This window comes from Paenibacillus sp. FSL F4-0236, from assembly GCF_038000135.1.
Taxonomy (GTDB): Bacteria; Bacillota; Bacilli; order Paenibacillales; family Paenibacillaceae; genus Paenibacillus_AQ.
This window is the reverse complement of sequence record NZ_JBBOBK010000001.1, coordinates 196,708-223,694: the sequence shown is the minus strand read 5'-3', so window position 1 is coordinate 223,694 and position 26,987 is coordinate 196,708. Positions and strand designations below refer to the sequence as shown.

Sequence of the window (26,987 nt, the reverse complement as noted above, 5' to 3'; positions counted from 1 at the left end):
GCCGAACAGGGTAACGGCCTTTGTCTCCTGTCATGTGGAAAACAGGACAAATGTACTCACCCTCTTAATTGCTAGGAGGACAACACAACAAAAAGCGCAGCCATCGGCTGCGCTTAGCATTTTGTACATCATCATTGCGAATTAATCAAACACACGATCATCCACTGCCGGTCTGGCTAATGGAGCGCCGATAGCAATCCAAGAGATGACCCCATAGAAATGCGGAGTTTCGCGCAGTCGCACCACTTGTATCACTGCATCTCCATTGGCTCTGCTCTTTAAGGAAGCATAGAAGTAAGGTTGATTCGTCATGGCGACGAGCACATAACCGGTATGACCAAAGTTCTCATCGAACGATACGGTCACTTCCACACTCTCAGCATCCCCATTGAACATGAATGCTGTCATTCCAAACTGCTGAAGCGCTTCTCGCTTACCTGCAGTCTGAATCGGACTGAAGGATAGATGCTCAGCATTTACAGAACTCGGTGCCAAATGGAACCCATTTACTGCGCCGGGGGCAATATGATAATCTTGAACGCTCTCTTCCTCTAGATGACGCGCTTGAATAGAAAATGAAGAGATCTTCGAAGCAACCACCGCTTCGTCCTGAAGCTCTTTCGTGCCTACACTACCCTCAATCAGATGAACGGAATCAATACTGTCTGCCTTCAGCTTGGCTCCATCGATGCTTGCATCCGGAAGCAGCGCTGAGGTGCGAGTTTCATCTGCGAGATGCTCCAATTTGATGATACCAGGCTGCAAGTGCCGATCCTCTACGATTTTGTCAGCCAGATGCTCTCCGTACACACTCCACGACTGCAAATGTAAAGCATTCACTGAGCCTTCGGCTAACTTTTCTTCAGTAATACTGCCTTGCGGCAATAGATCGGAACTGCGGACCTCTTCTGACAAATGCTTCAAGGTGATGCTGTCTGATCGAATGTGATGACCATCCACCGCTTCCTCTACCAAATGCCCACCAAAGACGCTACCTGGGGCCAAATGGAATGATTGGATAGTTCCGCCTTCAATCTTTCCACCTGTTATGCTGCCATCCGGCAACAGATCGGAGCTGTGCACCTCTTCTGACAGATGCTTCAAGGTGATACACCCAGATCGCAGATGACGGCTATCTATCGTATCCCCCGCTAAATGCCCCCCATACACGCTGCCTGGGGCCAGATGGAAAGCATGAATGGATCCACCCTCCAGCTTCTTACCAGGAATGCTACCATCTGGCAGCAGATCAGAACTACGAACCTCTTCTGACAGATGAGCCAGAGTAATCTCTCCGTGCCGGATATGACGGCCTTTTACTGTACTTGGACTCAGGTGACTTCCATTTACACTTCCAGGCACAAGATGATTTGAATCTACGGATGCTTTTGCCAACTTCTCTCCGGTAAGGCTGCCGTCCGGCAGCAGATCAGAACTACGAACCTCTTCTGACAGATGAGCTAGGGTAATTTCACCGTATGCGATATGACGTCCTTCTACTGTACCCGGGCTCAGATGACTACCATCCACACTTTCTGGTACAAGATGAACTGAATCTACGGATTCTTCTGCCAGCTTCTCACCCGTAATGCTACCATCTGGCAGGAAATCGGAGCTGCGTGTTTCTGGTGCTAGATGAGCCAGGGTAATCTCACCGTACCCGATATGACGTCGTTCTACTGCACCTGAGCTCAAATGACTGCCCTCTACACTTCCTGGTGCCAGATGGTTTGAATCTACGGATTCTTCTGCCAGCTTCTCACCGGTAATGCTGCCGTCCGGCAGTAATTCTGAGCTGCGTGTTTCTGGTGCTAGATGAGCCAGGGTAATCTCACCGTACCCGATATGACGTCGTTCTACTGCACCTGAGCTCAAATGACTGCCCTCTACACTTCCTGGTGCCAGATGGTTTGAATCTACGGATTCTTCTGCCAGCTTCTCACCGGTAATGCTGCCGTCCGGCAGTAATTCTGAGCTGCGTGTCTCTGGTGCTAGATGAGCCATTGTAATTTCACCATACCCGATATGATGGCCTTCTACTGCACCCGAACTCAGATGACTACTCCCTACACTTCCAGGTTCAAGATGAATAGAACTAACGGATTCTTCTGCTAGCTTCTCACCGGTAATGCTGCCGTCCGGCAGTAATTCTGAGCTGCGTGTTTCTGGTGCTAGATGAGCCAGGGTAATCTCACCGTACCCGATATGACGTCGTTCTACTGCACCTGAGCTCAAATGACTGCCCTCTACACTTCCTGGTGCCAGATGGTTTGAATCTACGGATTCTTCTGCCAGCTTCTCACCGGTAATGCTGCCGTCCGGCAGTAATTCTGAGCTGCGTGTCTCTGGTGCTAGATGAGCCATTGTAATTTCACCATACCCGATATGATGGCCTTCTACTGCACCTGAGCTCAAATGACTGCCATCTACACTTCCTGGTGCCAGATGGTTTGAATCTACGGATTCTTCTGCCAGCTTCTCACCAGTGATGCTGCCGTCCGGCAGTAATTCTGAGCTGCGTGTCTCTGGTGCTAGATGAGCCATTGTAATCTCACCATACCCGATATGATGGCCTTCTACTGCACCCGAACTCAGATGACTACTCCCTACACTTCCAGGTTCAAGATGAATAGAACTAACGGATTCTTCTGCCAGCTTCTCACCGGTAATGCTGCCGTCCGGCAGTAATTCTGAGCTGCGTGTCTCTGGTGCTAGATGAGCCATTGTAATCTCACCATACCCGATATGATGGCCTTCTACTGCACCCGAACTCAGATGACTACTCCCTACACTTCCAGGTTCAAGATGAATAGAACTAACGGATTCTTCTGCCAGCTTCTCACTGGTGATACTACCGTCGGGTAACAATTCAGAACTGCGCGTTTCTTTTGCCAAATGAGCTAACGTAATCTCGCCATTTCGAATATGACGACCTTCCACTGCGTATGGACTCAAATGACTGCCATCTACACTTCCTGGTACTAGATGATTTGAATCTACGGATTCTACTGCCAGCTTCTCACTGGTGATACTACCGTCGGGTAACAATTCAGAGCTGCGCGTTTCTTTTGCCAAATGAGCTAATGTGATTTCACCATTTCGGATATGACGGCCTTCCACTGCGTCCGGACTCAGATGACTACCATCCACACTTCCTGGTATTAGATGATTTGAATTTACAGATTCTCTCGCCAGCTTTTCTCTGGTAATACTGCCGTCTGGAAGCAAGTCTGCGCTACGTGCATCTTTGGCTAGATGAGCTAAGGTGATTTCACCGTACCCGATATGGCGGCCTTCTACTGTATCCGGGCTCAGATGGCTGCCATTCACACTTCCAGGTATAAGATGATTTGAGTTCACAGATTCTTCCGCCAGCTTTTCTCTGGTAATACTGCCATCTGGGAGCAAGTCTGCGCTACGTGCATCTTTGGCTAGATGAGCTAAGGTGATTTCACTGTGCCCAATATGACGTCCCTTCACTGTATCCGAGCTCAGATGACTGCCATCTACGCTTCCGGCCATGAGATGAATAGAACCTACGGATTCCTCAGCGAGCTTCTCGCCGGTAATACTACCGTTAGGCAGTAGCTCAGAGCTAAACGTTTCTTCTGCCAAATGAGCCAGTGTGATTTCACCATGCTGAATGTGACGACCTTCTACTGCACCCAGCCTCAGATGACTTCCGTCTACACTTGCAGGTACTAGATGAATAGAATCTACGGATTCTTCTGCGAGCTTCTCTCCGGTAACACTGCCTTCTGGCAGCAAGTCGGAACTACGTGCATCTTCGGCTAGATGAGCCAGCTTGATCTCACCATGCCCGATATGACGTCCTTCAATCGTATCCATACATAGATGGCTGCCGTCTACACTGCCCGGTGAAAGATGCTGGGAATCCACAGCCCCTTTGGCCAGCTTAGACCCGCTAATGCTGCCCTCCTGTATTTGAATCGAAGAGATGGAATTAGGAATGATATGACCATTTCCGATGGACAACGGCCGGATATGCGCCCCGCCGATACTTCCCGGATTCATATGTCTGCTCTGAACCGCACTATCGCTAATGGATTTTGAATGAACTGCATTCACAGATAAATGCTCTGCCTGAACTGCCGACACTGCTAATTTACTGGAATCTACGCTTCCATCAGCAAGCTTAGCCGAAGTGACCGACAAATCACTAATTTTATCCGTCGATACACTTTCGGGGGACAGCTTTAACGATGTCACCGCATGATCAGCCAGATGATGTGGCTGCACTGCTCCAGCGGCCAAATGAATCTCTCTTACCGCAGCAGAAGCCAGCTTATCTCCCGAAACCGAGCCGGACTGAATCGCAGCGGTAGTCACACTATTTTCACCGAGATGTCTCCGTTCCACAGCTCCAGTGGCAAGATGATCTTTATCCACTACAGCATCCTGCAAGGCACGACCGCTCACGCTGGCATCTGCTAGATGTTTCTCCTCCACAGCACAAAAAGCAATATGCTCCCCACTCACCACTTCCCGAGCAATCGTGCTTCCAATCACCGATCCTGCTGCTAGTTTAGCTGAACTTACCACTCCGTCCGCTAACTTGGCGGATGTAACACTCTGTGGACGCAGATGCTCTGCACCCACAGACTCTGAAGCCAGCTTTTCTCCAGTAACAGCACCAGAGGATAGATGATCCGTATGCACAGCTTCATCCATAAGCTGCTCCGAGCCTACCGCTTCCGAAGCTAAATGGGAGTGGTTCACAGCCTCACGTTCCAGATGATTAGAGGAAACAGCTTGCATAGCGATTTGCGGTCCGCGTATGGCGGATTTGGCAATATGTCTGGTGGTTACAGCTTCATCTGCTAGCTTATGTGCGAGTATGCTTTGATCAGCGATTTTCGATGAGGTGACCGCTTGTTCAACCAGCTGTGCAGTACCTACCGCACCCTCTGTTAGCTTTAAAAAGGAGATACTTCGGTCAGCTAGGTGGCGACTCGTTATTTCCCCGTCGCTGATATGGGAACCGTGTACGCTTTCTGCACTTAGGTGGATGCTTCTCACTACTTCTGCACCTAGCTGCTTGGAACCAATAGCACCATCCGCTACATGTGCACCTTCGATCACACCCGGCTGGAGCTGTCCCTTGCCAATCAGCTTGCTGGCAAGCTGCTCTGGACCGATCGCTCCCGGAGCCAAATGTCTGGCGGTGATCAGAGCATCGCTAAGATGGCGCCCCTCAATAACAGCATCAGCCAGCTTGGAGCTGCTTATTTCTCCATCGGCTATAATATCGCCAGATACCGCTGCCTCAGCCAGCTTGGAACGGTCAATACTCCCGTTTGCCACGTGGCGGCCTGTGATACTGCTACTTCCTATTTTTTCACCAGTAACCGCGCCATCTTCCAGTAGATCCGCCGTAATAATCAGATCGCTCAAATGACGGCTCTCAATTGATTTATCCGCAATTTGACCGCCGCCTATAATCCGATCAGCCAGCTTCTCTGGACTAATACTACCGTTCTTCAGCTTCTCTCCACTGATGGAATGATCCAGCAGCTTTCCACCACTAACGCTTCCTTCTGCTAAATGCTCACCCACTATAGATTCAGGCGCGATTTTCGAAGAAGTAACTGCCTTGTCCGCGATATTGATACTCTGCACAGCGTAATCTTGCAGCCATGGTGTACCAATAATGCCGAACTTCAGCTTAGAACCGTCAATGGTGCGTGGAGCAATTTTGGCTCCAGTAACCGCTGCATCTGATAGATCATCTGTATAAACAGGCTGAAACCGTTCTTTCTCGGGAGCGAACCAAATCGTTTCAGGAAGATTATCCGCCTGTTTCTGAAGCTGCTCTTCCACTATAGGCTCTGGCTCTGGTTGCAGAACTGGTACGGAAATTGATTCCTCTTGAACGACTTCAGCTACTCCTCCTCCACTTACCTGAACTTCCGCAATCTCTGAATTGCTGACTCCGTCACTGATACTCCCTGAATCCTTAGAGCTGCTTTTGGTATCCAGCATACTCAGTTCCTCTGTATTGGGATTATCTACAAAATAGAGTCGTTTTTGTGGACTGCGCGGCTGCTTTTTTTTGGAACCCCTCACAAGCAGTCTCCTCCTTCCATCTATTGTTTCTCCTAGGCATCATATGCAGCGGTATGGGCTGATGACACCCTTTTGCGATAAGCCCTTTATAAGATTCTGATGAAATTTTTAATTTCTTATATTAAAAAAAAGGCTTCTGCCGCCGCGCATTCGTCCACCCTGACATGCGGGTACAAACATACAATGACTAGAGTAGTAAAACGGGAATCACGTGACCGAAGAAACAGGAGGAACAAACATGGGGCATAAGCTCGTTGGAATACTACTAAATGCCGATATGCACCGGGGCGTTCCCCGGCTAAAAACAGGACAGGAGTCTCTATCCAATTATGAAGAGGCGGCCGCTGCATACGGCTTAGTCCCCTGCTTTCTGAAGCTCGCGGACATCAATACAGACTCAGGCTTCAGCGCCGCCTATATAAAGGGATCTCATGGATATAAAAGCGTAGTAGTTCCTACGCCAACTGTCATCCATAACCGGGCCATATACAGCCAGAATAGCCCAGGAATGCAACGTCTGCTGCGGCACCATCCTTTGGTGTACAATACTTGCAATCGATACGGCAAGGATGAGATCCATGAACTGCTTGAGCAGCATGAAGAGCTGCGTGAGGTTTTGCCAGCAACAACTGGCGTATCTGGACTCAAACAAATGATGAATCGTCACCCCGATCTTATTCTTAAACCTTGCCGTGGAAGCATCGGGAATGGGGTCATGCGACTGGTTCGTAAAGGGCCTCAGCGCTGGAGCTTAAATTATCTCTCCCCCTCCATGCGGCGCTGGATAAGTACTCCCGTATATCAGGGGGCGCTGCCAAAAATGCTCCGGGCACGCCTTGCCTCTGTCCCTTATCTCGTGCAGGAGCGTATTCCCCTTGCTGAGATTGGAGGACGTCCCTTTGATTTACGCGTCACCGTTCAACGTGGCTGGGGAGGCGATTGGCAGGTTACCGGTCTCTTTGCTAAACTAGCACCCCCTGGGGGGTTTGTCTCTAATATAGCCCGTGGAGGAGAAGCGTTAAGCTCTTCCTTTGCGCTGGAAAAAGCCTTCTCTAGAGGAATAGCGGCCCATATCCGTATAGCTGTCGAAACACTTAGCCTTGTTATAGCTCGTTGTCTCGAACAAGACCTTCCAGGGCTGGCCGATATCGGACTGGATATAGGCATTACAAAGGATGGTCGCATCTTCTTCATAGAATGCAATGGCCGCGACCAACGCTATGGATTTCACAAAGCCGGCCTTACGGAGATTTGGAAGGAGAGTTACCGAAGACCTATGGGATACGCACGTTTTTTACTAGAAAAGAACAGCCTCATATATAACAGTTATTGATTTGTCTCCTATTCTATGTCAATATAATGCAGAGCAGAAGGCGGCCACATACGACCGTACTGCTGTATTATGGAAGGGAGATGGGCATGGTAAAACAATTGCTGCGGCTAATGACCGAGCTATCCTCGCACCGATGGCTTTCACGGTTAATGGGGTCTTTTTCTCATAGTAGACTCAGCCGTTTTCTAATCCCGGTATTTATTAAGACTTATCAAATCCCCTCCGCCCAAGCGGAGAAGAATCCTGGAGAATATCTCACTCTTAATGAGTTTTTCAGCCGCCGGCTGAAGCCTGGCATGCGGCCTATTGCAACCGATGCTGACGCTTTAGTTAGTCCCGTAGATGCAATGATTACTGCTATGGGTGACATTTCCTCTGGTACGATTATGAATGTAAAAGGGCAGGATTATAAGATCGAGGATCTACTGAATCATTCTCCGCATCTGGAGCTATACAAGAGAGGATTTTTCTTCGTCCTTTATCTAAGTCCTACGGATTATCACCGGATTCACTCTCCCCTTACTGGACATAAGGTTGAGAGTGATCATATTCGTGGACGAGCCTATCCTGTCAACGATTTCGGCATGCGACATATGAAGGGCGTACTGAATCGCAATGAACGTCTTATCACGTATATCGCCGGAGACTACGGAGAAACCGCAGTAGTAAAGGTAGGCGCGATGAACGTCAGCAGCATCGGGTATACGGATGCTAACGCTACCGAGTGGCAAATCGGCGATGATCTAGCCTATTTCGAGTTCGGCTCTACTGTAGTACTACTTATGGAGAGCGGTACTTTTACCCCGAGACCCAAGCTTGAGGTCAACACGAAGGTAAAGATGGGGGAATTGCTAGGGACGCTACATCGGCCGCTTTAGTAAAGCTATAATATAACAAAATAAGGGTATCCCTAACCGATTAAAAATCGGCGCCGGGATACCCTTGTTTTGTTTATTTCACTTTAGAGCTTGTTACGCTAGCATAGTAATCCAGTACATTGTTGATGATCACAGCTGCTTCAGCTCTTGAGGCCGAAGCTGTCGGATCCATTTTTCCACCGCTGCCTCCATTTACTAAACCAAGATCTTTGAAGGCATAGACCGCTTCTTTAGCATAACCCGCAATAGAAGCATCATCTGGGAAGTCATGGTTAGTCGCTTGCGGCAATTCAACATTCAGTTTCTTCAATGCATTAAATAGAATTACACACAGGTCCTGACGACTAATGCTGCTATTAGGAGCAAACATACCATTACCGATACCATTGATCAGTTGATTAGAAGTCCCAATCTCAACATAGTTTTGATACCAAGCATCTTTCAGAACGTCAGTAAACTGCTTTTGATTCTCGCCCATGCTGAAGTTGAAGCTTTTTACTACCATGGCAACAAACTCGGCACGGTTTACCTTCCCACTTGGATTAAAGCTTCCGTCTGTGCGTCCGCCGATAATATTTCTCTCCACCAGCGCTGCAATCGCAGATTCTGCCCAGCTAGGAATTAGAGTAGCATCTTTAAACTTATTCTTAAGCTCTTGTCTGATTAGCTCCGGTGTCTTCGTTTTTCCATCTGTTATCGGAGACTGAGGCTGCTGTTCTCCAGGTTTTACGACTTCTCCAGGAATCGATGGTACTGAAGGTACCGCTGGGGTAGTCGGTGTTGGTGTACTTGGTTGACCACCAGCTCCACCGCTGTAAGGTTTAACGATCACAGAGATCTGTACCTTCAGGCCAAGTGGATTAGCTATACCCTCAGGGAAGACAAGATCCCCCTTGATGGTGTACGTTCCTTCCGTATTACCGTTATAGCCTTCCTTGTTCCACTGAACAGAAACGACCTTATTCATCCCGGTATTCAGGGTTACTGATACTGAAGCTGGTAGCTCCAGTGCGTCAAAACTGGTACCATAAGCAACGCTTTTACTTGCTAGTGCTTGCACTGCCGTGATTTCCGGTATCATAATGACCTCCGGCAGTACTTCAATCGTAATGGATGCCTTCAGGTCTTTGGGATTGCTGACACCTTCCAGAGGTACTAGCGCTCCTTTCAGGATATAAGCTCCTTGCTTATCGCTATTGTAACCTTCACTATTCCAATCGATGGATATCGCCTTTGTCTCACCGTTGTTCAAAGTAGCTATGACCGATGATGGTAGCTTCAATCCATTAAATGGAGTGCCGAATGGAACGCTCTTACTTTCCAAATCCTGCACTATGACAATCTCAGCGACACGAATCACTTCGGGCATTACCTGAATGGTGATGGAAGCTTTCAGATCATTAGGGTTGATCATTCCTTCTTCTAATACCATAGTACCGCTCAGCACGTATGATCCTTCCACATTGCCGTTATAACCAGCAGGGCTCCATTTAACAACAAGTTCCTTCTGCTCATACGTATCAAGCGTTACTGTAGCTGAAGACGGCAATTCCAACTTATCAAAAGCGGTGCCAAATTCAACATTTTTGCCCTCCAGCTTCTCAACTTTAGTAATCTGGATAGGTTTAGTGCCTTCTGGCAGTACAACCACTGTAATAGAAACAGTTTGATGGGTACTATTCAATACCCCCTCAGGAAGCTCAAAGCTACCTGCCAGCGTATAACTCCCCGCTTTTCCACCGTTGAAATCTTTACTATCCCATTGTACAGGCAAGTGAATTACCCTTTTGTTGCCCAATGTAGCTTCCACTGTAGCTGGTAAATTCAATTCTCCTGCAGCAGTTCCGAACGGCACACTCAGCAGTTGCGGCTGAACAATCGATATAATTTCTTTAGCATGGGTATCTTCTGTCCATTTGGCATAATACACCGTGCTTATGTTCATTACCGTTTCTACGGTTAATGCATTACCAGTCCCTTCTTTATTATCAAACCAGCCAGCAAAAATGTAGCCTTCACGTTCCGGTACCCGAGGTAAGGTGCTTATTGCTTCACCTTTAAATGCGGTTACTTTGGTTGGAGCCGGTGAGTCCAGATAATTCTGATCGAAGGTGACTTCAATCGGATCAGCATAAATGAGTTCAACATATTGTAAATTTGCATTTAATCCGTTAAAAATCATATACACATTTTGTTTTCCAGTCACTTTGGTTCTGTCTAGGAAGGTTTCCGCTGTCAAATAATGATCAATGTAAGAATTTCCAGGCGTTTGTTTGGTGCTTGCCATTCCATAATTCCCCCAAGCAGCGCCTGCTTTCTGTGCAAAACTAATACTTGCAAATTCATTACCAAGTTCAAAAGAACCTCCGCCGCTGTAAGCATCAGCGTATGCTCTTCCTTGTGTAATAGCTCTTTTAACTGGTTTACCCGTATTGTCAGCCTCTGTATAGAATTTAAAAGATGGAGACGATCCGCCTTCACGGGCATACTGCACTCTTACTTCCACAAGATTAGTTAAGTCAACCTGACCGAAATAAACAAGGTCATTAGAATTGACATAACTCATGGCGTCCGTACCACTTTCGAATCTGAACTGGGTATTCGTTGCATAAATCCATGGTGCATTATAAGGATAGATTCTAATACCGCTCTCTACTTTCAGTGTTTCTCTCGGAGCAATATTGATTGGCATAGACGATATGCTCAAATCTGTTATAGCCGCTTTCAAGGAAGCTATGGCTTCTGCAACAACCTCGTCGTTAATCGGCTCAGCAAGAACAGCCTTAACCTCATCCAGCACAGCGTTGAATTTGAGCTTTTTGTAAGCTGTGTATGCATTCATATCGATATTTTGAGCAGCCTTGATATCCGCATCTAACACCGATGTGTCTACATTGTCCTGCTTCAGCTGGAAGGTTAGCCAGTTCAGGTCAATACCAGCACTCTCAAATACAATTCTAAGGGTATGCTCGCCCGCCGACAGCTGAATATCAGGAATTCTAAAGGTTTTCCATACCCCTTTAGTCGTGGTGAGGTCGAAGGTACCCAGTAGCTTATCGCCATCATAGATGCCAAAGGACATTTGGGCGACATCCGATTGGCTAGAGCGAATTCGTGATGTGACTTTGTACATGCCTTCTTTCTCTACATTTACCTTATAGGAGATGGCTTCTCCCTTACTTGTGTTGGTGTAGCATAATCCACCGTCTACGTCATTACTGCTTACTGGCGTGATTATCGGAGTAATGGAGGCAAATTCCGTCTCAGCTACCTTCAATTTAGTATTTTTCCCAATCTTCTTTACTGCCAAAGCTACATCACTGTTGATTCTGACATAATCAAAATCAACAACAAATGGATCTGTAAGATTCTGACTTCCATTAGATGCAAGTAATCCAAACTTCGGATTGGCATAATTCGCAGTTGTACTGCCAAGTGAAATATATTCCTTGCCGTCAGCGCTGACATAACCGGAATAGCTGTTGCCTATTTTTTTCAAACGTAAATACAGCTCTTTCTTTTCTCCAAAAATACTGGTGAGCTGACTGGCAGACAGTTGTCCGATGGTAACAGGCTCCGTACCTCCGGTTTCTTTGGTCATACCGATGATCTTGCCGCTACTGTATTCATACTTCACCCAGATATAGTTATTGTTATCCTGTGAAGCCGTGATGCCGACGCCGTTATAATTTTGATTTGGCGCTTTGCTCATATTAATTTTCACTGTTGCTTCCCAGTTGCCGAAGGCCTCCTGCTGGAAATAGTTCTTCAAATCTGCATGATCACTCCAGAAGTCGCCTCTTTCAGCGATGATTCTCAAATTGCCGAGAGCAGTGCTCAAAGACCAGTTTTTGTTGTTTTCTGTATTGGTAGCAGTCTCTTTATTAATCGTCCAAAAGTTGCTTAGATTTGTACTATCGAACTCATCGCTCTGTGGTGTCGTACCAAACTGTATCACATAGGAATTCGCCTGATCGGAGCTGATACATTTGATCGTCACTCTTTTATTGATGAGATCTACGTTGGCCGTTGCTTTTACACCATCATTCGTTTCAAACGTAACTTCAGGTAAAGTAGCCCCGTTACTGAGACCTACATCATAACTGAACCTAGTCTGTGCAAACCCCTCAAGCGGCTTACCATCAATAGAGATATTCTTTAAATAAGCATAGGTCGGATTCTCAAAAATCGGTTCCAAGCCTTCCTCCGAAGAGAAAATAACCTTGTAGATCCGTTTCTCTCCTCCGGCCGAAGCAGTAATTACAGCAGCCGGTCTATCTTTATCGGCTTGTCGTATACTTACGTCTACACCAGCTATCGCCGTAGCTTTGACTTCAGGATAGCTGCTAGTTTCAGTCGTTTCACCAAAGGCTTTATAGTCGAGTTTCAATGGATTAAATATTTTGATCTTTTTGCCGCCAACCGTAATATCAGAGAGCTGTGGATCTCCTGATTTGTCCGTATTCACCCGGAACCAATCTCTTCCCGGCGTATAATCGACCACATAATCAATCTTTGCCGTTCTTGCAAAGGCTGGAGATTGCATCAAAAAGCTCGTGATATTCTTGGCAGAACGCTGCAATTCTCCCAGGGTCAGACTGCCGTTAGCAAGCGATGTCATCGTATTAAAGGTACTGTTATTCCGATTCTTATGCGTTTCTGCATAATCGTTCGGAATTACCATGTAAAGGTCATTTTGGGCACGGACCATGGCTTTGCCGTTGGTTTCATCATAACGATTGGTAGTGGCATAGAAGCCCTGATCCTCACTCATCTTCGCCCACCAGTCTGTCATGACAATCCCATCAAAGCCCCACTCTCCACGGAGGATGGTCGTATTCAGGTCATAGTTACTGGAAGCCCAAGTTCCGTTTACCGGACCGTAGGACGTCATCACTGAACGCGCCTTTCCACTCTTTACTGCCATTTCATAACCTTTCAAATAAATCTCGCGAAGCGCTCTTTCAGAGACAAGTGCATTCACAAGATGCCTATCCGTTTCCTGATTGTTCGCTGCGAAATGCTTAATAGTAGGCGATGTACCGTTCTTCTGAAGACCTCTTGTCTGCGCAGCAGCCATGATGCCTGTCAGTAACGGATCCTCTGAAAAATACTCAAAGTTTCTTCCGTTCAGGGGACTTCTGTGGATATTGATTCCCGGTCCAAGCAGCGTATCGATATTGTTAATCAGCATTTCTTTACCGAGAAGATCGAACAATCTTTCATTCAGCTCGGTGTTCCACGTACAGGCAAGCATCGTCCCGTTCGGGATACTGGTTGCCTTCTCTGCATTGGTCTCCATCCGGATTCCTGAAGGACCGTCGGCAGCACTGTCGATAGGGAGTCCGAATTTCAGCAGATTTTTAGTGACACCACCAAAAGCCGCAGCGGTTCCGGCAGTAACTTTAGGGCTAGACATCCCTTCCCCTAAAATAATGGCCCCCAGATCGTTGTTAGACAATTGTGCAATGAACTGATCCATAGTCACTTTCTGATTGTATACATCCAATAAGGTATAACCCTTGTCCCCAGTTTGTGGAATGGACGCAGGGAGATTTTGCTTGATTCTTTCATCCAAGTCGGTAATCCGTGTCGGTACCTTTTCAGTGACAGTGGTAAAAGTACCATTTTCATTCGGTTGTCCTGGTTTGATACGATCAAATTCCTTAGTTGGCGCGAGCGCTTCCTGCAAGGTTTCTACAACCTTCAAAGCATTAAGGCTGTATACTCCTTGCTTTTCGCTGTCACTTACACTGTTGCCTACGTAAATATTATAGTCACCAGCTTCTAGAACATAAGATGAATCATGACCTGTAATTCCACTATCATCATATGAGGCCATATCTTTGGTGTCATATGTGATGGTGATCGACTGTGATTCCCCAGGCTGTAACAGCCGGGTCTTAGCAAAAGCAGCAAGCTCCTTGGCCGGTTTGCCAAGTTTACCTTGTGGTGCACCGTAATAAATCTGTACAACTTCTTTGCCTTCCACCTTACCTGTATTCTGAACAGTTACAGTCACTGCAACCTCATTCTCACCAGCGTTGACATTATCAGTCGTGATCTTGAAATTGGTATAGGACAGTCCGTACCCAAATGGATAGAGCACCTTATCCGGAGCAAAGGTCTCAAAATAGCGGTAGCCTACATAAATATCCTCACTATAAGAATTTTCAGTTTTGCTGCCAAAATGTGCAGTAGAAGGATAGTCAGCAAGTGTAGCTGCAATCGTGTCGCTCAATTTACCGCTTGGCGTAACGTCTCCGGTCAGTACGTCGGCTACTGCGCTACCGCCTTCCATCCCCCCTTGCCATGTGTACAAAATAGCAGCTTTGGGATAGTTTTTAGCCCATGACATATCGATAACGTTGGCTACGTTCAATACGATGGCCACTCGGTCGAATTTGGCATAGACCCGGTTGAGCATGTCTACTTCAAGGTCTGTCAGCTTATAGGCACCCTTGACGTCCGTATTATCTTTATCTTCACCGGCTGTTCTGCCGATGATGACCACAGCTGTATCCGTTTTTGCTTTTGCTGCATCCACAATTTCATCGGTTAAAGGCATTTCTGCCTGTGACCATGGCTCTGCTGCCCAGCCACCACCGCCATTGTTGAAAGGATTCTTTTTGATCCAGTCGGCATAAACCTTCGCCAGATCTTCATTTAACTTGAGACTGGGATTGTTCCGAAGACCTTCCAGAATCCCATTCACATAATCTACTCTTACCGCACCGCCAGATCCTGTGCCTGACTTGTAATAATGCGCTTGTATGCGGCCAAATACCGATACATTTTCACTCATCTTGATAGGGAGCACTTGTTCATTCTCATTTACTTGTGATCCTGCTGGTTTATACTCCGGATTTTGCAGCAACACAATACCTTCAGCGGCCACTTCTCTGGACACATCCGCTAAACCCGGGAGAACCTTAGCCAAAACGGGAGAACTTGTACTAGGCGTTATGATTGAGGTTATCAGAATGCAGCAGAATAATATTTTAAGTAAGCGATTACAATTTTTCCTCATACTTATCACTATTCCTTTCGATTAAGGTACAGCTTAGGATAATGGGTCATCGTAAAGAGCGAGATTTCAATTAAGAATTTCTAATGCATAAACGTTCGCTTCATAAACCGATAGGATGATTTTACTTTCAGGAAGGAGTTATTCTCTAAGAGCGCTAGCCGCTGTGGAGTAAGGCTTATTCAAGCATCAAGTGTGTTACTGATTAAATCTAAACCGGTTTAGATTTTTCGCATAATTCTCCTAACTCATACTTACAAATTAAAACGTGCGAAAATGTTCATTAATTCCTCCTTTACTTTTTAAACTTACATTGAATACTATCATCAGAAATATCATCCTAACATAGAAAATCCTCATAGATTTATTGAATATACTCATGTATCACAGAATTCAAGTTTTTCAAAATAACTAAAAAGACTCACTCGGCCGATAGCTAAACTTATAAACCGAAGTTAAGATGGGCCCATTATAAAACAGTTACATTAAAAATAGCAGGGAGAATCAGCATCGCTCAATGCCGATTCTCCCTGCTATAAAAACCAAATGCAAGCTCGTGGACTTTCGTTGAAGTAGAATTATTTTGCAGATAAAAGACTCTCAGTAATGTAATTTAACTGCGCTTCAAGCGTAACGGGATCACTATATGTATCAGCGGTTGGGTCCAGTTGGAATACGTTGCCTGTTTTTACGGCAGGAAGATGCTTCCATAAGGGGTTGTCATAGACGATTTTCGGATCACTCGTATCGCCAGCCCATGGGCATGTGAATACAATATCTCCAGCAAATTGAGGCAGCTTCTCAAGGGAGATTGTTGCCCAACCAGTGCCACTGTCTATAGCTTCTTTCTGCGCTTCAGGAGGTGCTTTCAGACCAAATTCATTATAAATAATTTCTCCACCGCGCCCGTAGCTGTGACCGAATACGAATAGACCACCGGAAAACGGATTTAGGATCGAAACTGTTTTGTCACCTACAGCTGCTAACACCTGAGGCTTCAATTCTTTGATTTTTTTGTTCCATTGTTCCACCCAAGCTTTAGCTTCGGCTTCTTTCCCCGTTAATGTACCGAAATCAAGCATTTGATCTCTGATAGTTTTTGCACCGTATTGAATGGCTACTACTGGCGCTATTTCGGCCAGCTTGTCGAGTCCTTCCATTCCGGAGAATACAATAATAAGATCAGGGTTCAGCTCTAAAATGTGTTCAAGAGATGGTTCATCTCCAAGGCCTTGAACGCCTTCCAGCATTCCTTCAAAGTAGGGACTGTTTAAGACACCATTCATAACACCAACCGGTTTGATTCCTAACGCCAAGAAGTATCCTGTGTCGAAGGAGGTTAAATCGACAATCCGTTTCGGATGTCTGGGTACTTGAATATCCCCGTTACTTGCTTGATATGTAACCATGTCCACTTCGCTGGATGAGTCATTGGTGTTTGATGAAGATACGGCACTCTCTGTCCCGTCTACTGAGGAGGTAGTATGCTCAACTGCTTGTCCGCAAGCTGCTAGCAGTAACGTTATAACCAAAGTAAACACAAGCAATAGGTAAGTTTTTGGAGATTTAAACAAAATAAATTCACTCCAATCGACATAATATATAATGATACTGATAATCATTATCAATGCAACTATATAATATTATTCTATTCTTGGCAATGGAGAATGCGTTAACATCTACTGCATGTACCTTTTGGACACCTACTACACACTAAAAATAAAAGGACAGCCCCATGGCTGTCCCTTAATCTTTTCAAGTCATTATATGCTCTTTACATCTGTTACGCCTATTACACATGTCCTTGCTTAGCAACATCACGCGCCTTGGCCGCAACCTGTTCCGGATCTCCTAAATAAAAGCGGCTGATTGGATTAATGTCCTCATCCAGTTTGTACACGAGTGGTACTCCTGTAGGAATATTGAGCTCCAGCAGTGCTGCCTCATCAATATCTTCCATAAATTTGATCAACGCTCGCAGTGTATTGCCATGGGCTGAAATGAGCACCCGTTCCTTTTTACGTACAAGGGGAACGATGCGGTTTCTCCAGAAATCACCCACACGATGAACAGTATCTTCCAGACTCTCGCCTCGCGGAATATCCTCCGGACGAATACTGCTATAACGAATATCATTTCTGGCATACCGAGGATCATTAAGCTCAAGCAGTGGAGGCCGAACCGATAAACTCCGTCGCCAGAGATGCAATTGTTCTTCACCGTATTTTATCGCCGTTTCACTTTTACTAAGTCCCTGAAGTGCACCATAATGCCGTTCATTCAGCTTCCAGGACTTTTGCACAGGAATCCACAGCAGATCCATTTCATCGAGAACATAGTTGAGTGTTTTGATCGATCGTTTGAGTACCGATGCAAAAGCTAGATCAAATGTATACCCTTCATCCTTCAAAAGCTTGCCAGCAGCCTTAGCCTCTTGAATACCCTTCTCGGTTAAATCCGGATCACTCCAACCCGTAAACAAATTCTGCACATTGTACTGGCTTTCACCATGACGTATCAGTACGATTTCGTACATTTTATCTCTCCTCCCACCTATATGCTCTCGAACTCTGTTCCATCATGCAATAGATCACCGTGATAATCTCTAGTATGGGCGTTTTTTGGGCAATTGAATGTAAGATATGCAACAGAATGCAAAATTACCCTCACAGGAGATTTATTCTATTGTATCAAATATACATTCTTATATTTCAAAAAAACCGGAAGCCTGTTGGCCCCGGTTATTTAAAGTCTTTGGTCATATCCAGCGATTGTATACCTGCTCAGTTTAGAACCAGCTATCTATGGCAAAAGCACTCGATTGTTTTAATCTTCTCAAACGGTTTCTAAAAAGCCCTGCGCCTCCACTTTTACAATCGGTGTTGCAGATTCGGCGTCTGATCATCATCCCATGCGTCTCCCCTTCCAAGAAGTTATGTAAATTCTCTGTAAACTAAACTGCAAAGTATTTACCCTTGGATGAAATAACTGAAACAACGAATGCAAATCAGCGGATCTCAGATGGACTTTTTCCGGTATACTGCTTGAACTGACGGCTGAAAAAGAAAATGTCACGGTATCCAAGTGCATCCGCTACCTCAGTAACATTCATCCCAGCGTAGAGCAGCAAATGCTGAGCACGCTCAATCCGAGCTCGAATGACATAAGATTGAACGGAAGAGCCAGTAAGCTCCTTAAACTTAATTGAGAAATACCGAGGCGACAGCCCTGCACGTGCAGCAAGATCCTCTACGCGATGCGAAATCCCGGGATGTTGGCTCACATAATTCGCTATTTCGTGAATAATCTCTGTTAAATGGTTGCTAGCATAACGTTCTACAGGCTTCACTCGGTCCTCCCTAAGCAGATGAATCATTAGTTGCTTTAGAACAAGCTGCCCTTCTTCCTCAGCCGCGTACGTATCCACTAGGAACAGCCGGACGTAACGAGCAAGCAGATGCTCAAATTCAACGGTTTCTGCAAGTACGCGATAGGGCAGCGGAACATCCGTCACCTCTCCGGTGACATCAAAATGAATATATGTAAGGACAAGTGGTCTTTGCGGATTATGAGTAGCGCTAGTATGGTCACCCGGACGGAACAAGAAGCAGCTCCCCTTGCCTACTTGGAAGGGTTCCCCGTTACGAATAACCGTCCCTTCCCCGCTCCATACATAGAATAAATCATAATTTTGCAGCGACTTCTCTCTTTTTTGCCATTTCCAGCTTGGTTCGCACACAATCTTCGCCAAGGCAGGTAATATAACAAAAGAGGATGGCGATGCGTGCAGCATAACGTTCCCTCCTAAAAGTTTTGTTAGCATAATCTACTTGAGTTACTCCGCAAAACTCACTTCGTAAGCATTCACATTGTTTTGTTAGCATAATCTACTTGAGTTACTCCGCAAAACTTGCATCGTTAGCATTCACTTCGTTTTGCTTCCCATCCCCACCATCATACCTTGTCATGTTGCAGTTTGTACATCTTCCCACGCCAAAAGCAGGCGCTTTATTCCTTCCTCCAGCTCCACAGCATTCAGATGGGCAAAAGCAAAACATGCGGCTGGCTCCCCCGGCGAAACTTGATATAACGCCACATCTCTGAAATCCGTGCCGCGCTTGTGCGCTGCCGCCCGGAATGCCACGAACTCTTCTCTACTGCGTAGCCACCGCGCATATACTTGCAGCCCCGCATCGCCAGGCAGCAGCTCAAACAGCTCATTAAGCTGTTCCGACAACATCGTCCTAAGGATGCGACCGCGTTCACCATAAATGCGGGTCATCCGACGCAGATGACGGCCATAGCCGCCGGTATTCATAAACCGTGCCAATGCCCGCTGTTCCAGCAGTCCGACTGGTAAAGGCTCATATAACGCCTTAGCGGCGATCGTCGGCTTTACCAGAGAAGGTGGAAGCACTGCAAAGCCAAGCCGAAGGCCAGAGAACATCGTGTTTGAGAAGGAGCCAATATACACGACCCGTTCTCCGCGATCTAGCGCTTTTAATGGCTCGATTGGACGTCCCGACCACCGAAACTCACTGTCATAATCATCTTCAATGATTACCGCTTCATGTCGCTGCGCCCATTCCAGCAAGATACGCCTCCGTTCCAAAGGCAGCACCACACCTGTAGGAAATTGGCGACTTGGTGTAACAAACAACAGACGCGCATCCCAATCCTCCGGAATTAGACCGCTATCATCCAGCTTTCCTACCAGCAATCGTCCCCCATTGATCTCTACCGCTCGGCGAATCCCATGAAAACCTGGGTCCTCGACAACCGCTTCGCCCGCTGTATCCAGCAGCAGCTGTGTCAAAATAACGATGCCTTGCATCGAACCGCTAAACAATACGATATGCTCTACATCCGCACGAATCCCGCGGGTAATCCGCAGATGCGCAGCGATAGCTTTGCGAAGCCCTTCATCTCCTTCGGGGGGACAAGTGCTTTGCAGCAAACCGCCCTCCTTCCCTCCGGCATACGACAGCGCACTGCGCCACTCGGGGTAAGGAAAATACTCCATCCGCATACCGCTGCTAAGGAAGCTCACAACATTCTTGCTACGCTGTTCATACAAGGGTGTAGGATGCGCGAGTAGTCGCTCTCCCCATGCTGAAAGTGGGATCGTTCTCTCAGATGCAGGCCCTCTCCCAGCAACATCTGCCACCTCACCCAAAGTCACATTTTCACGTTTACTATCTCCAGAGGTTGAAACAAAGCTATCTTCTGATACGAATGTCCCCCGTCCAGTTACCGTCCTTACATAACCATCAGCGAGCAACATTTCATACACCTGCGAGACCGATCCGCGTGACAAGTCATACTGCGTAGCCAGTCTTCGTGTAGACGGCAGCTGAGTGCCACCCGGGAGAGTTCCCTCCAATATTCCAGCGCGAAGTGCATGATATAACGCTAAATATTTGTAACGATGTATCGCCAGATATTGATCGAATGCCAGCGTGATATTCATTGTTCCCCTCCTTGGCCAGCAAGTGGTCCATTAAAAACTATCTTAATTGGTCCTTTTTAATTGTCAACCACTCTACTATTCTTGAAAGAACATCTACATCGGAGCAAACGCTCTACACTAATAAGAAAGAGGAAGTGATCCCTATGCGCAGAAAAGAATTTCAAGTAGATCAGGAGAAAGAATTGGTCTCTTTTCTAGAAGGAATGAGCTTTGGTTTTCTCGGGACAAGCGATGAACAGGGGCTACCGCGTGTGACACCGCTGAATTTTGTGTATACAGGTGGGTATTTCTATTTCCACGGCAGTCATGCTGGTGGCAAAATGAAGGCGATCCGCAATCAGCAGAAGGTCTGCTTTACAGTAGCGGATGAGTATGCACTTATTCCGTCTTATTTTAGCGATCCAGAGATGGCCTGCCCAGCAACCGCGTATTTTAAAAGTGTTACCGCCTACGGCACAGCCGAGCCCGTCGAAGACATTAGCAAAAAAGCCATCATACTCTCCTTATTTATGAAAAAACTCCAACCCGAGGGTGGCTATAATCAGATAGATGCAGAGGACCCTAGATACCGTCCCCGTCTAAAGGGAGTTGCCGTTGTACGCATTACCCCCGATGAGATCACTGCGAAGTTTAAGTTTGGGCAGAATCTGAAAGAAGAAGGACGTTCCGGGGTCATTTCCGGACTATCTGAAAGAAATCATCCACGTGATGAAGAAACCATTGAAATGATGAAAAAATACTGCCCTTACCACTCCGAATAATAGATACGGATAAACCAGTTTCTCGTACAAAATAAGCACTATGTATAGTGCAAAACTTAAACTTCCTTAAATTTTAAAAAAACGTATCTTTCCAAGTGACGGTTGCAGGCGGCGGTGATATAATGTTAGGCAATGTTAACAGTATGTTATCCCCAAAGAACCCTGGAAGGATGAAACTGATGAATCCACTAGCTGGACAATTAAACGAAAGTATCAAAGCAGGAAATGAACATGTGTATGATATGCTCTCTACGCTTGGCAAAGAAATTTATTTCCCAAAAGAGGGCATCCTGAGCCAATCCGCTGAAGCAGGAGCTCACGCCAAGAAATATAACGCGACCATCGGTATTGCTACTGAAGGTGGCGTGCCTATGCACCTCGGCGTCATCCAGGATAAACTCTCCGCTTACAGCCCTAAGGATCTGTATAGTTACGCTCCTCCAGCAGGTAAACCAGAGTTGCGTACTGTATGGCGTGAAAAGATGCTGCGCGAAAATCCATCGCTAGAAGGTAAAACCATCAGCAATCCTGTTGTAACCAACGCCCTTACTCATGGGCTTAGCATTGTCGCTGACCTCTTCGCAGAGCCAGGTGACGCTATCATCTACCCGGATAAGAACTGGGAAAACTATGAACTAACCTTCGGAATTCGCCGCCATGGGGAGACCATTAACTATCCGCTTTTTACAGAAGAAATGACCTTTAACAGTGCGGGTCTTGAAGAAGCGCTACTGGCTCAAAAAGAACGCGGAAAAGCGATCGTTCTGCTGAACTTCCCTAACAATCCTACAGGATATACTCCAGGGATTAAGGAAGGCGATGAAATCGTCGCAGCTATCCTTCGTGCGGCTGAGGAAGGCATTAACGTAGTTGTCGTAAGTGATGATGCCTACTTCGGACTGTTCTTTGAAGACTCACTAAAGGAATCATTATTCGGTAAGCTTGCTCATCTGCACCCACGTGTGCTTCCAATCAAAATTGACGGTGCAACTAAAGAAGAATTCGTCTGGGGCTTCCGTGTTGGCTTCATCACTTATGCCTCGGAAGACAAGGGTTTGCTGGCTGCATTGGAGCAAAAAACATTAGGCATCATTCGCGCCACTATTTCCAGCGGTGCACACCCATCACAGACCTTCGTATTGGATGCATTGAAATCTCCACAATTCGAAGAGCAGAAGGAAGAGAAGTTCCAAATCATGAAGGGCCGTGCGAATAAAGTAAAAGCGCTGCTCGATAGCGGCAAATACGGCGATGACGTATGGACGTATTATCCTTTTAACTCCGGCTACTTCATGTGTCTGAAGCTGCATACTGTTTCGGCTGAAGCTCTTCGGCTTCACCTGATTCATAATTACGGACTGGGCACTATCGCTCTCGGTGAAACAGATCTGCGGATTGCTTTCTCTTGTATCGAAGAAGAACAGCTCGAAGATCTGTTTGATCTTGTATACGCAGGCGTTCGTGATCTGGAAAAAGCTTAACAAATCTTTCATATTCCTTCCAATCAGCTCCGTTTCTACGGGGCTGATTTTTTTCTGGACTCCTCCGGCATTGGCCTATACATGCTTCTCTCTCCGCACATACAATACGATGTACTCAAGTACAACACACACCGAAAGGGGAATGAACATGAGCGAAGAAGTAAGAGGCGGATTTAACGGTTGTTGTGGCGGTGGATTCACAAGCACTGGCGCCATTCTGGTTCTCTTTATCCTGCTGGTAATCATCAGCCGTTCACTCTTTGTCTAACTAGAGATGACAGTCTCGGGAGAGAGCCTTGAGCTCTTTCCCTTTTCCAGTCGTACACCTCATTCCCCACACAAAAAAAGGCTCCCTCATCCGTAGAATCCTCTACTTTTGAGAAAGCCTTTTTTATTTTGAAATAATCTCTTACAAATCCTCGTCAACCATCCGTGCTGCTTTGCGGGACAAGTATCCCTTAAACAGAAAGGATACCAGAATCCCTGCTGCAAAGGTACCAATCACTGGTAGTAGGCGGTCGCCTATAGAGGCTAAGAAAGGTAAACCAAGAATCAGTGCCACTACCAGATGCGCGCGGAATACGAATTGTGTTGTGTTATCCGCCTTACTGCCTTCAGGAAAGGGATACACTGTCAGCCAAAAAGATTCACTGTGCAATTTGCGAAGTGCCGACAACTGTACGCCAATAATGAATAGGAAGAACAAATAGATCGCGGTGCCAAAATAACTGTCACGGTTTAACCAATTCAGCAGCAAGGCCAGCACCGAAATCCGCATAATGATTCCGAAGATATCTCCCCGGACGAAGCTTTTGGTCAACAGATAACGGTAAGCCGTATCCTTACGCCAAGGCAGCCGAGCCCCCCATTTGGAAAGATAGCGACGAGGATACACCCGCTGCTCACGGCCTGGCACATCCACGAACCAGCCCAGAACCATCAGGGCGCGTCCACCTTGATTTTTTTCCATGGCGATTAGTCTTTCCCAAGGGACGGCGTGGCGTCCAGGTACGGATAGTGCAACCAGATAGGCTGCTGCTAATAGCGCCATAAATATCAGGCTTCTACCGGCAGGCTGCCACAACCAAGCAGCAATAATTAATCCTCCTACTGCCCAGCGTAAGAAAGTGAATATGCCTGCCATCGGACGCGACAGCATAGCTATCTCTTTCCATAAGCCGTAACTCGCGATTAGCTTCACAGCAATCAGAATCAATATTGTAAATAACAGCCGCTTAGGCGAGTCATCTGTACGTATGTACAACGGCCAAAGGGTAATGAGTACAAATAACAATCGAACAATCTTCCATACGTTCCCACTCACCCACGAAGGTGCGAAATATTCCTTCATTCGATGTCCTTGAGGCAATAGAAAGATCGTATCCGGAGTCTGCAAATAAGTGCGGAAGCTGCTATTTACTGCTGCAGGTATCAGTATTGCAAGCATAATCCAGCGGATGGGAATGCCTTCAGGCACATTCTGTAACAACGATGTATACCAAGCAGAGAAGACAATCAACACAAAGAGGAAGACCATAGCTACGCCGCTTTGAATGATATATCCCACATAAGGAAGCATACTTCCCATGAATCGACCTCGCCGCGTGCGCCGCAGCTCTTTCAAATCCATATTATTTCCCTCCCTGAACCAGCTCGTAGAACAGCTGCTCCAAAGTCAGCCCCTGTAGTCCAGTGGTTGCCGCAATTTCTGCCAGCGTTCCCTGAGCAATCACCTTACCTCTATGCAGCACAATAAAGCGGTCGCAATAATTCTCAATAGTAGAAAGAATATGAGAGCTAAGCAGAATAGAGGAGCCTGATTTTTTCAGATCCATCATGAAATCAAGCAGAGAGCGAATCCCGAGCGGATCCAGTCCTAAAAAGGGCTCATCGATCACATATAACGCAGGGCGTGCCACGAAAGCGCACATGATCATGACCTTCTGCTTCATCCCTTTGGATAGATGAGTCGACAACGTGTCCATCTTATCTTCCATATGGAACAGCTTGGCTAGATGTAAGGTGCGAGTTTCGTAGTCACTTTGTTCTACCCCATACGCTCTTGCTGTAAATTCAACATGCTCACGTACTGTCATTTCATCATACAGAAGAGGCGATTCAGGTACAAAACTCAAAGCATTGTGATATCCGATGGGATCTTCAGCACGAGTCTTGCCCTTTACTGTGATATCGCCCTTATGGGGCGACATCAATCCTAGAATATGCTTCATGGTCGTACTTTTTCCTGCTCCATTTAAACCAATTAAACCAACCATCTCACCAGGCTGCACCTGAAGTGCAATATCATGCAGCACCGGCTTATTCAGGCTGTATCCACCACTGAGGCCCGTAATTTGCAATACGGGAGAATTATTCATTGACCGTCACCTCTCGGAGTTTTGTCTTTCAACCACTTTGGTGCTCCTTTATTCTTACGGTTCTTCTCACGCTCCGCATTGCTGCTGCGTTTGCTTCGTGCAGGAGTAGCACCTCCACGCGCGCCTGCAGAAGGGTTCACACTGCGCTGAGAATCGCGATGTGGTTCTACACTTGCCTCACTTGTCTGGATCGTAGCCAGTCTTTTAACAGGTTGCTGCTCTGTGCTGGTTGTAGACGGCTGAGTTCCTGCATTCCCAGATGTTCGCGCCTGTGGCTTACTGCTGCGCGGAGAAGAAGTATCGCGGCGTTGTCCGCTGCTCTCATTTCGTCCCCGTCCACTATTCAAAGCGTTGCGCGCTTCATCTGCTGCTAGCACCTTGCCACCGACCATTTCCCGCTCTTCAAGGGCAATATCCAGTTCACGCGCAAATTTACGCATAATAAAGGTTTGCTGCTCTGTCACAATCGTTACGGATAATCCGCGTTTTCCCATCCGACCCGTACGACCCGCACGATGTACATAATGCTCGGAATCAAAGGCAGGATCGAAGCTTACTACCAGTGACAAATTCTCAATATCCAGTCCTCTGGCAGCTACATCACTGGCAACAAGCACACGGAATTTCCCTTCGCGGAAACGTGACAGTACATTACTGCGCGTTACTTTATCAGCATCACCGTAAAGTGCGGCTGCGGTCAGTCCAAGATGGTTTAGCTTAGCCTCTACCTCTGCAATATCATCAGTCGCATTCACGAACACAATCGCCTTTTCTGGATTGTAATGACGGATGACCCGACGCAGCATGTCTATTTTGTTGCGTTCTTCCGTTACAACGTAATGATGCTCTAGACTCTCTGCTGTCATGACACCAGGAGCAATTCCAACCTCTGCCGGGTTCTTCATTTCACGATTTGCCAAGGCTTTCGTCTCCGGACCAATGGTTGCAGACAGCATAACGAGCTGGCGTGAACGCAGTGCGCTGCTAACAATTTTCGTTACCTCTCCGGCCCCGCTTAGCTGAAACATTTGGTCCGCTTCATCTAGAACAATCGTGCTGACTTCATGCATCTTTAACTTGCGAAGACCAATCAATTCACGAATCCGGCCAGGGGTTCCCACAACAAGCTGTGGATGCTCACGCAGTTTGTCAATCTGGCGTTTGATGGCTGCCCCGCCAATAAGACCCATTACTCGAATCCCACGGTGTTCGCCATAACGTTCCGCCTCACGTAAGATTTGCATCGCCAGCTCCTGTGTAGGGGCGAGCACCAGCTTTTGGACCACCTTCTGCTCCGGGTTGATCGTTTGAAGCAGAGGCAACAGATAGGCCAAGGTCTTACCCGTTCCAGTCTGGGAAGCAGCAATAACATCTCTTCCCTCCAGCAGAAGTGGAATCGTCTGCTCTTGTACAGGGGATGGAGCGTTAATACCGAATTCCGACAATCGGGCAACTAGGTCTTCCTGAATGCCGATAGCCGCAAAAGAAGCTTTATTCATAAGTGTAATTCATCCTTTTCGCTTGAGATAATATCTTCATTATATGCCAAAAAGGCCTCTCCACCAAATGGAA

At 46.7% G+C, this 26,987-nt stretch carries 14 protein-coding genes; 5 read left to right on the top strand and 9 right to left on the bottom strand.

Translation table 11 applies throughout. The features are described 5' to 3' along the window. Window positions 1-141 precede the first annotated feature (141 nt). Entirely contained in the window at window positions 142-6,087 is a 5,946-nt protein-coding gene (locus tag NSQ29_RS00965) for a WIAG-tail domain (protein ID WP_341124110.1), read from the bottom strand. A gap of 238 nt (window positions 6,088-6,325) precedes the next feature. On the opposite strand from NSQ29_RS00965, the gene NSQ29_RS00960 reads away from it, so the two are divergent. Together NSQ29_RS00960 and asd are read left to right on the top strand one after the other, a co-directional pair. Next, window positions 6,326-7,420 (top strand): YheC/YheD family endospore coat-associated protein, encoded by a 1,095-nt coding sequence (locus tag NSQ29_RS00960; protein WP_341124108.1) that lies wholly within the window; start codon window positions 6,326-6,328, stop codon window positions 7,418-7,420. Between the two features lie 86 nt (window positions 7,421-7,506). Then, window positions 7,507-8,298 (top strand): archaetidylserine decarboxylase, encoded by a 792-nt coding sequence (gene asd / locus NSQ29_RS00955; protein ID WP_042191516.1) that lies wholly within the window; start codon window positions 7,507-7,509, stop codon window positions 8,296-8,298. Window positions 8,299-8,371: 73 nt separating this feature from the next. On the opposite strand, the gene NSQ29_RS00950 is transcribed toward asd, so the two are convergent. From NSQ29_RS00950 to pdxR, 5 genes are all read right to left on the bottom strand, one after another. Then, the gene (locus NSQ29_RS00950) at window positions 8,372-15,238 is read right to left on the bottom strand and encodes a glycoside hydrolase family 3 N-terminal domain-containing protein (RefSeq protein ID WP_341124107.1); all 6,867 of its coding nucleotides are present in this window, start codon (window positions 15,236-15,238) and stop codon (window positions 8,372-8,374) included. A 665-nt stretch (window positions 15,239-15,903) separates the two neighbouring features. Then, on the bottom strand, window positions 15,904-16,947 hold the full coding sequence (locus NSQ29_RS00945) for an ABC transporter substrate-binding protein (protein WP_341124106.1): 1,044 nt from the start codon (window positions 16,945-16,947) through the stop codon (window positions 15,904-15,906). Between the two features lie 170 nt (window positions 16,948-17,117). Further along, on the bottom strand, window positions 17,118-17,861 hold the full coding sequence (gpmA, locus tag NSQ29_RS00940; protein ID WP_042191518.1) for a 2,3-diphosphoglycerate-dependent phosphoglycerate mutase: 744 nt from the start codon (window positions 17,859-17,861) through the stop codon (window positions 17,118-17,120). A gap of 471 nt (window positions 17,862-18,332) precedes the next feature. Continuing rightward, window positions 18,333-19,118: a helix-turn-helix domain-containing protein gene (locus tag NSQ29_RS00935; protein ID WP_042191520.1), complete on the bottom strand. Its 786-nt coding sequence runs from the start codon at window positions 19,116-19,118 to the stop codon at window positions 18,333-18,335. A 171-nt stretch (window positions 19,119-19,289) separates the two neighbouring features. Then, on the bottom strand, window positions 19,290-20,795 hold the full coding sequence (gene pdxR, locus NSQ29_RS00930) for a MocR-like pyridoxine biosynthesis transcription factor PdxR (RefSeq protein WP_341124105.1): 1,506 nt from the start codon (window positions 20,793-20,795) through the stop codon (window positions 19,290-19,292). A gap of 143 nt (window positions 20,796-20,938) precedes the next feature. Between pdxR and NSQ29_RS00925 the strand changes: the two genes are divergently transcribed. The 3 genes from NSQ29_RS00925 (at window position 20,939) to NSQ29_RS00915 (ending at window position 23,305) form a co-directional block, all read left to right on the top strand. Continuing rightward, window positions 20,939-21,556: a pyridoxamine 5'-phosphate oxidase family protein gene (locus NSQ29_RS00925; RefSeq protein WP_341124104.1), complete on the top strand. Its 618-nt coding sequence runs from the start codon at window positions 20,939-20,941 to the stop codon at window positions 21,554-21,556. 179 nt (window positions 21,557-21,735) lie between these two features. After that, complete coding sequence (locus tag NSQ29_RS00920; RefSeq protein ID WP_341124103.1) at window positions 21,736-23,037, top strand: aminotransferase class I/II-fold pyridoxal phosphate-dependent enzyme; 1,302 nt, start codon at window positions 21,736-21,738, stop codon at window positions 23,035-23,037. Window positions 23,038-23,185: 148 nt separating this feature from the next. Further along, window positions 23,186-23,305, top strand: coding sequence for a YjcZ family sporulation protein (locus NSQ29_RS00915; protein WP_212567871.1), 120 nt, complete (start codon window positions 23,186-23,188; stop codon window positions 23,303-23,305). A gap of 141 nt (window positions 23,306-23,446) precedes the next feature. Here the strand turns inward: NSQ29_RS00915 and NSQ29_RS00910 are convergent, their stop codons facing one another. Genes NSQ29_RS00910 through NSQ29_RS00900 form a run of 3 tightly spaced genes read right to left on the bottom strand, consistent with a single transcriptional unit; the run spans window position 23,447 to window position 26,914 of the window. Further along, complete coding sequence (locus tag NSQ29_RS00910) at window positions 23,447-24,667, bottom strand: ABC transporter permease (protein WP_341124102.1); 1,221 nt, start codon at window positions 24,665-24,667, stop codon at window positions 23,447-23,449. Between the two features lies 1 nt (window position 24,668). Beyond that, window positions 24,669-25,415, bottom strand: coding sequence for an ABC transporter ATP-binding protein (locus tag NSQ29_RS00905; RefSeq protein WP_076285232.1), 747 nt, complete (start codon window positions 25,413-25,415; stop codon window positions 24,669-24,671). Continuing rightward, window positions 25,412-26,914: a DEAD/DEAH box helicase gene (locus tag NSQ29_RS00900; RefSeq protein ID WP_341124101.1), complete on the bottom strand. Its 1,503-nt coding sequence runs from the start codon at window positions 26,912-26,914 to the stop codon at window positions 25,412-25,414. Before NSQ29_RS00900 ends, NSQ29_RS00905 begins: the two co-directional genes overlap by 4 nt. Window positions 26,915-26,987: the final 73 nt, after the last annotated feature.

Bases quoted from the DNA above. Each gene is read 5' to 3' on its own strand.
- NSQ29_RS00960 (WP_341124108.1), top strand. From the start codon at position 6,326: ATGGGGCATAAGCTCGTTGGAATACTACTAAATGCCGATATGCACCGG.
- asd (WP_042191516.1), top strand. From the start codon at position 7,507: ATGGTAAAACAATTGCTGCGGCTAATGACCGAGCTATCCTCGCACCGA.
- NSQ29_RS00945 (WP_341124106.1), bottom strand. From the start codon at position 16,947: ATGATTATCAGTATCATTATATATTATGTCGATTGGAGTGAATTTATT.
- gpmA (WP_042191518.1), bottom strand. From the start codon at position 17,861: ATGTACGAAATCGTACTGATACGTCATGGTGAAAGCCAGTACAATGTG.
- NSQ29_RS00935 (WP_042191520.1), bottom strand. From the start codon at position 19,118: ATGCTGCACGCATCGCCATCCTCTTTTGTTATATTACCTGCCTTGGCG.
- pdxR (WP_341124105.1), bottom strand. From the start codon at position 20,795: ATGAATATCACGCTGGCATTCGATCAATATCTGGCGATACATCGTTAC.
- NSQ29_RS00925 (WP_341124104.1), top strand. From the start codon at position 20,939: ATGCGCAGAAAAGAATTTCAAGTAGATCAGGAGAAAGAATTGGTCTCT.
- NSQ29_RS00920 (WP_341124103.1), top strand. From the start codon at position 21,736: ATGAATCCACTAGCTGGACAATTAAACGAAAGTATCAAAGCAGGAAAT.
- NSQ29_RS00915 (WP_212567871.1), top strand. From the start codon at position 23,186: ATGAGCGAAGAAGTAAGAGGCGGATTTAACGGTTGTTGTGGCGGTGGA.
- NSQ29_RS00910 (WP_341124102.1), bottom strand. From the start codon at position 24,667: ATGGATTTGAAAGAGCTGCGGCGCACGCGGCGAGGTCGATTCATGGGA.
- NSQ29_RS00905 (WP_076285232.1), bottom strand. From the start codon at position 25,415: ATGAATAATTCTCCCGTATTGCAAATTACGGGCCTCAGTGGTGGATAC.
- NSQ29_RS00900 (WP_341124101.1), bottom strand. From the start codon at position 26,914: ATGAATAAAGCTTCTTTTGCGGCTATCGGCATTCAGGAAGACCTAGTT.